This is a genomic window from Synergistota bacterium (assembly GCA_025060595.1).
GTDB lineage: Bacteria > Synergistota > GBS-1 > GBS-1 > GBS-1 > 42-11.
In genome coordinates this window covers 50,207-57,269 of sequence record JANXBX010000013.1, presented here as the reverse complement: position 1 = coordinate 57,269, position 7,063 = coordinate 50,207, and the positions used below count along the sequence as shown (strand labels likewise).

At 43.1% G+C, this 7,063-nt stretch carries 9 protein-coding genes; 8 read left to right on the top strand and 1 reads right to left on the bottom strand.

The window, feature by feature from the left end; translation table 11 throughout:
* From NZ900_08510 to NZ900_08500, 3 genes are all read left to right on the top strand, one after another.
* Window positions 1-625, top strand: a 625-nt coding sequence (locus NZ900_08510) for a lectin like domain-containing protein (GenBank protein MCS7234124.1), incomplete at its 5' end; no start/stop codon positions are given.
* Between the two features lie 196 nt (window positions 626-821).
* Complete coding sequence (gene proC / locus NZ900_08505; protein ID MCS7234123.1) at window positions 822-1,640, top strand: pyrroline-5-carboxylate reductase; 819 nt, start codon at window positions 822-824, stop codon at window positions 1,638-1,640.
* Between the two features lie 102 nt (window positions 1,641-1,742).
* Window positions 1,743-1,943: a cold shock domain-containing protein gene (locus tag NZ900_08500; GenBank protein MCS7234122.1), complete on the top strand. Its 201-nt coding sequence runs from the start codon at window positions 1,743-1,745 to the stop codon at window positions 1,941-1,943.
* 71 nt (window positions 1,944-2,014) lie between these two features.
* On the opposite strand, the gene NZ900_08495 is transcribed toward NZ900_08500, so the two are convergent.
* Window positions 2,015-2,788 carry a glucose 1-dehydrogenase gene (locus NZ900_08495; protein ID MCS7234121.1) on the bottom strand — a complete coding sequence of 258 codons (774 nt, stop codon included), beginning with the start codon at window positions 2,786-2,788 and terminating at the stop codon, window positions 2,015-2,017.
* A 129-nt stretch (window positions 2,789-2,917) separates the two neighbouring features.
* On the opposite strand from NZ900_08495, the gene NZ900_08490 reads away from it, so the two are divergent.
* The 5 genes from NZ900_08490 to NZ900_08470 are packed head-to-tail and all read left to right on the top strand — an operon-like array spanning window position 2,918 to window position 7,049.
* A complete protein-coding gene (locus NZ900_08490) occupies window positions 2,918-3,934 on the top strand; it encodes a rod shape-determining protein (protein MCS7234120.1) in 1,017 nt (338 codons plus the stop codon).
* Window positions 3,931-4,728 (top strand): flagellar hook-basal body protein, encoded by a 798-nt coding sequence (locus tag NZ900_08485; protein ID MCS7234119.1) that lies wholly within the window; start codon window positions 3,931-3,933, stop codon window positions 4,726-4,728. Before NZ900_08490 ends, NZ900_08485 begins: the two co-directional genes overlap by 4 nt.
* A 15-nt stretch (window positions 4,729-4,743) precedes the next feature.
* On the top strand, window positions 4,744-5,532 hold the full coding sequence (gene flgG, locus NZ900_08480) for a flagellar basal-body rod protein FlgG (protein ID MCS7234118.1): 789 nt from the start codon (window positions 4,744-4,746) through the stop codon (window positions 5,530-5,532).
* 6 nt (window positions 5,533-5,538) lie between these two features.
* Window positions 5,539-6,492, top strand: coding sequence for a flagellar basal body P-ring formation chaperone FlgA (flgA, locus tag NZ900_08475; protein MCS7234117.1), 954 nt, complete (start codon window positions 5,539-5,541; stop codon window positions 6,490-6,492).
* On the top strand, window positions 6,480-7,049 hold the full coding sequence (locus NZ900_08470; GenBank protein ID MCS7234116.1) for a flagellar basal body L-ring protein FlgH: 570 nt from the start codon (window positions 6,480-6,482) through the stop codon (window positions 7,047-7,049). The genes flgA and NZ900_08470 overlap by 13 nt, the downstream gene beginning before the upstream one ends.
* Window positions 7,050-7,063: the final 14 nt, after the last annotated feature.

Below are 7,063 nucleotides of genomic sequence, written 5' to 3'. Positions count from 1 at the left end.
TGTTCTTTATAATGACTATTGTGGGATGAATAATGGACTAATGTATGCTGGGAGCACGAGAATTTATGGAGCCAACGCTTTTCAAGCTCTTTATGATTCCTATCTTATGGGGGTTGTGCTTTCGGTTTTTATGTTAAATGGCGGTTATGTAGATTATACGATAAGGGTATATGCAGGTTACTCGACTCCGCCGAGAATAGGTTCTGTTTCTCCCGATGCTATAGAAAGCGGGAGGTTGTACTATACAGGATATTATACTATTAAACTAAGCAATCCGCCTTATCTTAGTGCGGGGGAGCCTTTTGTGGTTGTTGTAGAGCTTAGGCCTCAATTCCCATCAAGAGCCTATCCTTTGGGTTGCGAAAGCTATATAAGTGGGTATTGTAGCAATGTGATTATAAATCGTGGTGAGAGTTTTGTTAGTCCTGATGGCATTGTATGGTATGATTTATATAATTATTATTCTAAAGATGGTTATGGTAACCTCTCAATAAAAGCTATAATAAGCTTTTATTCATCTCCGCCATCAGGTGGAGGCGGTGGAGGTTGTTCGGCAGGCGGAAGCTCCCTTGGTCTTGTGTTTATTTTATCTTTGCCTGTTTTATTCGTCTTAAGGAGGAGATAGATTGAGGTTTATTTTAACATCTGAAAGTTAGAAATCTAACTGGGCTTAGGGAAGGTTATTTCCCAGGCCCAGTTTTTGTTTAATCGTGAATTTGTAAAGGGAATAGCTTACCTTAGCTTCTATAAGTTTGAGTAAGATATGGTATAATTCTAACTAAGTTATTTTCTTAGGAGGTGGTTTTTAAGATGGGACCCGTTTGGAGAGTTTAAAGGTAGCTATTATAGGAGCTGGCACCATAGGTTCAGCGATTGCCTCATCCTTAGCTGGTAAGGCGGGGAAGGTTGTCGCCACAAGGAGGAACCCTCTCAGGATTGAGTACCTCAGTGAAAAGGGAGTGGAGCTCCTAAGGGATAATGAGGAGGCTTGTAAAGAGGCAGATTTAGTTATCTTCACTCTTAAGCCCGGTATAATAATCTCTGAGATGAGGAGGCTTTCACCTTATTTGGAGAACAAAATAGTCATATCTTTCGCTGCTGCTATAGGGCTAAATCTTCTTAAGAAAGCCTCTCCTAAATCTCATATAATTAGGGCTATGACTAATATGGCGGTTTTGGTGAATTCAGGGTATACGGTTTACTCTCCTGATGGGGATTTTCCTCATGAGGAGATACCTCTGGTTGAGGAGCTTTTCTCTCTTTTTGGTAAGTATGTCCGTGTTGAGGAAAAATATATGGATGCCTTAACCGCTTTGTCAGGTAGCGGGCCTGCCTATCTTTATCTTATAGTTGAGGCATTGGTTTATGGCGGACTTATGGTTGGTTTGCCAAGAGAGCTTTCTCTTGACGCCGTGGCCTACACCATGATAGGTGCTGCACGTCTGCTTTTGGAAAGCGGTAGGCATCCTTCTGAGCTTAAGGAGATGGTCGTTACGCCTGGGGGAGTTACCATAGAGGGTATATATCAGCTTGAAGATAACAGATTGAGGACTGCCCTTATGAAGGCGATAAAAAGTGCGACGGAGAAGTCTAAGGAGATAACGAGGGAGCTTCTTGAAAAAAACTCCCATATTGATTGACAGGGGTATCTTGGAGTGGTATACTGATCTTGACCTGCTTGAGAGGGGCGCGCCTTTTTAAAGCGGGTGAATCTTTAAGTGTAGCAGGAGGTAAAAGAAGTAATGAGAACTGGAACAGTGAAGTGGTTTAATGCGGCTAAGGGTTACGGGTTCATCACCGACGATGAGGGTGGAGATGTGTTTGTTCATTATACTGGTATTAAGGGAACGGGCTTCAGAACGCTTGAGGAAGGACAAAGAGTACAGTTTGAAATTAAGCAAGCCCCTAAGGGCCCTCAGGCCATAAATGTAACGAAGATCTAAGCCTTAGCCCCAGAGGGAAGTAAGTTGCAGTAGGGCCTCCCAAGAAACTCCTCGGGAGGCCCTAAAATTTTTTATACGTTCCAGAGCCAACCCCCATCTATTATGAATATTCCTCCTGTTGCGTAAGAAGAGGCCTCTGAAGCTAGGAAAACCGCTATTCCCTTTAGGTCCTCTGGTTTACCCCATCTACCAAGGGCTATCCTTGATAGGATGCGTTCGTTTCTTTCAGGATTCTTTCTCAATGCTTCAGTTAGATCTGTTTCTATATATCCTGGTGCGATGGCATTGACCCTTATTCCATATTTTCCCCATTCATTTGCAAGCTCCTTGGTTAGCTGAGCTACTCCTCCCTTGCTTGCGGCATAGGCGCATATATTTATTCCTGCTGCAAAGGACATTAGCGAGGCTATATTTATTATGGAACCCTGGATTTTTCTTTCGATCATACTTCGTGCTACAAGTTGCGTTATTATAAAGACGCTTTTTAAGTTTAGATTAACTATCTCATCCCACTTTTCTATGGGATGCGTTTCAGCCTTTTCTCTGTGTATGGCTCCAGCAGAATTAACAAGTATATCTATTTTCCCCATCTTTTCTAGAGCAAAGTTAACTATCTTTTTTATATCCTCCTCCTTAAGGAGGTCTCCGTCTATGGCGTATCCCTTTCCTCCTAACCAGGCTATCTTTCTTAGCGTTTCCTGCAGGGCTACCATGTTTCTTGCAGTAATTGTAACTTCTGCACCTGCTTCCGCTAAGGCTTCTGCTATGGCTCTTCCTATGCCTCTTGATGCTCCAGTTACTAAGGCACTTTTACCATTTAAGGAAAACTTGTCAAGTATGCCCATTCTGAGCCTCCCCCCTCTCTAAATCCTTAGTATCTATTATAGTATAATAGGTAAAGATTGAAAGAACCCTGCCGAAAATTAAAATGGCAGGGAAGTCTGCCTATGGGAGGGAAGGGAGAGAGCATAGGAATGCTTCGAAGGGACATTGGGATTGATCTTGGTACTGCGACCGTTCTGGTTTATGTTAGGGGAGAAGGGATTGTTTTAAATGAGCCTTCCGTTGTTGCGATGGATACCAGTACTCGAAAGATATTAGCCGTTGGGGAAGAGGCTCATAGAATGCTTGGGAGGACCCCTGGAAACATAGTTGCTGTCAGGCCTTTGAAGGAAGGAGTTATAGCCGACTACGAAGTTACGGAAGCCATGCTTCGTCATTTTCTTAAAAAGGCTTTGGGGAAGAGACGTTCTTTATTTAGACCGAGAGTTATGATATGTATACCCTCTGGGGCAACTGATGTGGAAAAGAGAGCCGTGCTTGAGGCTGCGGTTCAGGTAGGTGCCTCGGAGGCCTTTCTGATAGAGGAACCGATGGCTGCGGCTATAGGTGCTGGGCTTGATGTAGCTGAGCCGAGAGGAAATATGGTGGTTGACATAGGTGGTGGAACGACTGATATAGCGGTTATATCCCTTGGTGGGATAGTGATAAGCACCTCTTTAAGGATAGCTGGAAGCAAGATGGATGAAGCTATAGTTAAGTATGTTAAAAGTAAGTATAACTTGCTTATAGGTGAGCAGACAGCCGAGGAGGTAAAGAAAAGGATAGGCTCGGTTATGCCTAAAGAGATAAAGAGGATGGAGATAAGGGGACGCGATCTTATTCAGAGGCTTCCAAGGACTATAGAGATAACTACGCAAGATGTCCTTGAGGCAATAAGGGAAGAGGTTGAAGCTATAGTTAAGGGTGTTGAGGGAGTTTTGGAGAAGACCCCACCTGAGCTTGCAGCAGACATAATCGAAAGGGGCATAATTCTCACAGGAGGAGGAGCTTTGCTCGATGGTATGGATAGGCTTATATCTCAGAGGACCGGTGTTCCTGCGATGGTTGCTGAAGATCCAATAACATGCGTTGCGAGGGGAACTGGCAAAGCTTTGGAGGAGCTTGATATTTTAAGAGGTGGGGTTATAAGAGGAGGGAAGCTTCATTGATAAGGGGAATTTACACGGGCTGTAGCGGTATGCTTGTTCAGCTTACACGTACCGATGTGGTGGCTAACAACCTAGCTAATGCGAATACCGTTGGTTTTAAGCGTGAAGAAACTATTTTTAGGGCACATCCTCAGCATAGTATAGTTAGAGTGAATGATTTAACCCCTTCCTCGTTGAAAGACTTTCTCCTTCCAATCAAAGGTGCACCTTTCGTTGGAAGACTTGGGACAGCAAGCGTTGTTGATGAGACTTATATAGAGAGTAGCCTCGGTCCTTTAATACCCACAGGTAATCCTTTAGATTTAGCTTTACGTGATGAGGGGACTTTCTTTGTCCTTCAGGACTCTAAGGGAAATAGGTATTACACTCGCGCTGGTAGCTTTACCATAAACTCTCAAGGCAACGTGGTTTCTCAAAGCGGGCATATTCTTTTAAGCGAGGGTGGGCCAATAAATGTTCCTGAGGGAAGTAGAATTACCTTCGCTGAGGATGGTAGGTTCTTCATAAATGGGGAAGAGGGAGGAACTTTACTTATAGTTAGGTTTCAAAAGCCCACCTATCTTAAGAGGATTGGTAGTAACCTTTACGCTGAGACTAAGGATAGCGGAAGTCCCATCCCTCAAGAAAACATAAATCTTGAGGTTGGTGCCCTTGAGGGCAGCAATGTTTCTCCTGTGAAAGAGATGGTTCATCTTATAGAAGCACATAGAGCTTATGAGATGAATCAAAGGATGGTTTTAACTCAAGATGAAACTCTAGAGAGGGCCATAACTAATTTGACAAGGGTGGCTTAAGGAGGTGAGGTCTGCTTGATAAGAGCTCTTTGGTCTGCCTCAACTGGTATGATAGCTGAGCAGTTTCATCTTGATACCATATCCAATAATTTGGCAAATGCTAATACCGTTGGTTTTAAGAAAAATAGAGCGGATTTTGAAGATCTTTTCTATCAGACCGGAAGAGAAGCTGGAGTCCCTAATATAACTGGGGAACAGCTTCCCACAGCGATACAGGTTGGCTTAGGGGTAAAGGTATCTTCTACGCAGAAGCTTTTCTTTCAGGGAGCGCTTATAAATACTGGGAATCCTCTTGATCTCGCTATAGAGGGAGATGGTTTCTTCAGGGTAACTTTGCCTGATGGAACTATAGCCTATACGAGAGACGGAAGTTTTAAGATCGATAGCGAAGGTAATATAGTTACTGCGGATGGTTATAGGATTGAACCTGCCCTGACGGTTCCGGAGGATGCGGAGTCTATAACCGTTACCAGTGATGGAAATGTGGTAGTTAAAAGGGCAGGCGCTACAGAGCCAGAGGTATTAGGACAATTGATTTTAGCTAGGTTTATAAATCCTGCTGGACTTAAGGCTATAGGTAAGAATCTATTCATCGAGACCGCTGCATCTGGTGCTCCCATAGAGGGAAATCCTGGGGCTGAGGGCTTTGGAACCGTTCAGCAAGGCTTCTTAGAGGCGTCTAACGTTCAAGTGGTGGAAGAAATGGTTAGGATGATAGTTGCTCAGAGATCTTATGAGTTTAACTCAAGGACGATCCAAACCGCGGATGATATGTTGAGGACTGCAAGCGGATTGAAGAGGTAATGGGGGATGCTTAGGAGAGCCTTTTTAATAGCTGTTCTCCTTGTTTTAATACCCTCTACAGCTTTCTGTGTTAGAGCTCTAATAGATATATCTAATTATAGTGAGGTCAAGGGAAGTATCGTTCTTCTTGGAGATATAGCTAAGATAAGCGGGCAAGATATAGCTTTAATTGATTGTCTCAAGAAGGTTAAGATTGCAGAAGCTCCTTTAAATGGTGGGACTCTTGAGTTAAGTCTGCTTGATATAAGGGATGCCCTTTTAAGGAGTAAGCTTGATCTTAAGGATGTCCTTTTTAGAGTTCCAGATAAGATAGTTGTGGCTTCTGCTTCAAGGGGCAGCTTGGATAGAGTTTTAGGAGATTACTTGGTTTCTAAATTTGGTCCTTCTGTTTCTTGGAGTTTGCTTTCGAACCCTTCCCTTCCTCCCGACGCACGATATAGTGTGGTTGATTCCATCGTGCGTCGGGAAAACTTCTATGTTTTACCTGTAGTTTATTATCGCGATGATGGTTCTATGGGAAGGGCGGAGCTTATGGTTAAGCTCTCTTTAAGAAAGAATGTGGTTGTTGCTTTGAGAAATTTGGCTTGGCATGAGGTTATAAGCGAGGGAGATGTAGCCTTAATTGAAAAAGAGGTTGATCCTCTGTTTCCGGTATGTACCTCTTTGGATCAGGTTTTAGGAAAAATGCTTAAGAAGCCTGTCAAAAAAGGTGATATTATAATAAGCTCTCATCTTGATTCTCCTAATGTGGTGAAAAGGGGTTCTCCTGTAACCATAATCGCTAAGGTTGGTTCAGTTGAAGTTAAGGCTCAAGGAAAGGCTTGTGAAAGCGGTGGAGTCGGAGATCAAATAGAGGTCTTAAATACATCTACAGGGAGGAGAATTAAGGCAGTAGTTTTAGGACCAGGGATGGTTGAAGCGCTAATACTTGAGGGAGGTGAACTTAAGTGCGAAAGGTAACTTTGGCTTTCCTTTTGGTTTTGCTTTTTCCATACCTTTCTTTAGCTCAGTCTCTCTGGAAAGATGGTTTTAATCTTTATGGTGATAAGAGAGCTTCAAGTGTCGGAGATATAGTTTACGTGTTGATAGAGGAGAGCGCTACTATGAGACAAAAGGCAACGACCAAGACATCTAAGAATGCTTCTCTTGATGCTTCTCAAAAGGGTATTAGCTTCCTTAAGGGGCCTCTTCCTGCAAACCTTAACGCCAAGGGAAGCTACGATGGGTCTGATGAGACTAATAGGAGCACTACCTTTTATGCTGTTATCGCTGCGAAAATAGTTGAGGTTCTTCCTAACGGTAATCTCGTCATAGAGGGAGAGCATTATTTTAAAGGTAACAAGGATACGGTGAAAATCATCGTTAAGGGTATGATTCGCCCTGAAGATATATCTTCAGATAATACTGTCTCTTCAACTAAGATATGTGATGCTGAGATAATCTATTCTGGAACTGGTGTGTTTGGAAGCGTTCACCAGCCAGGCATACTAACTCAGATATTCCATCTTCTCTTTTAATTTAGGAGGGATTT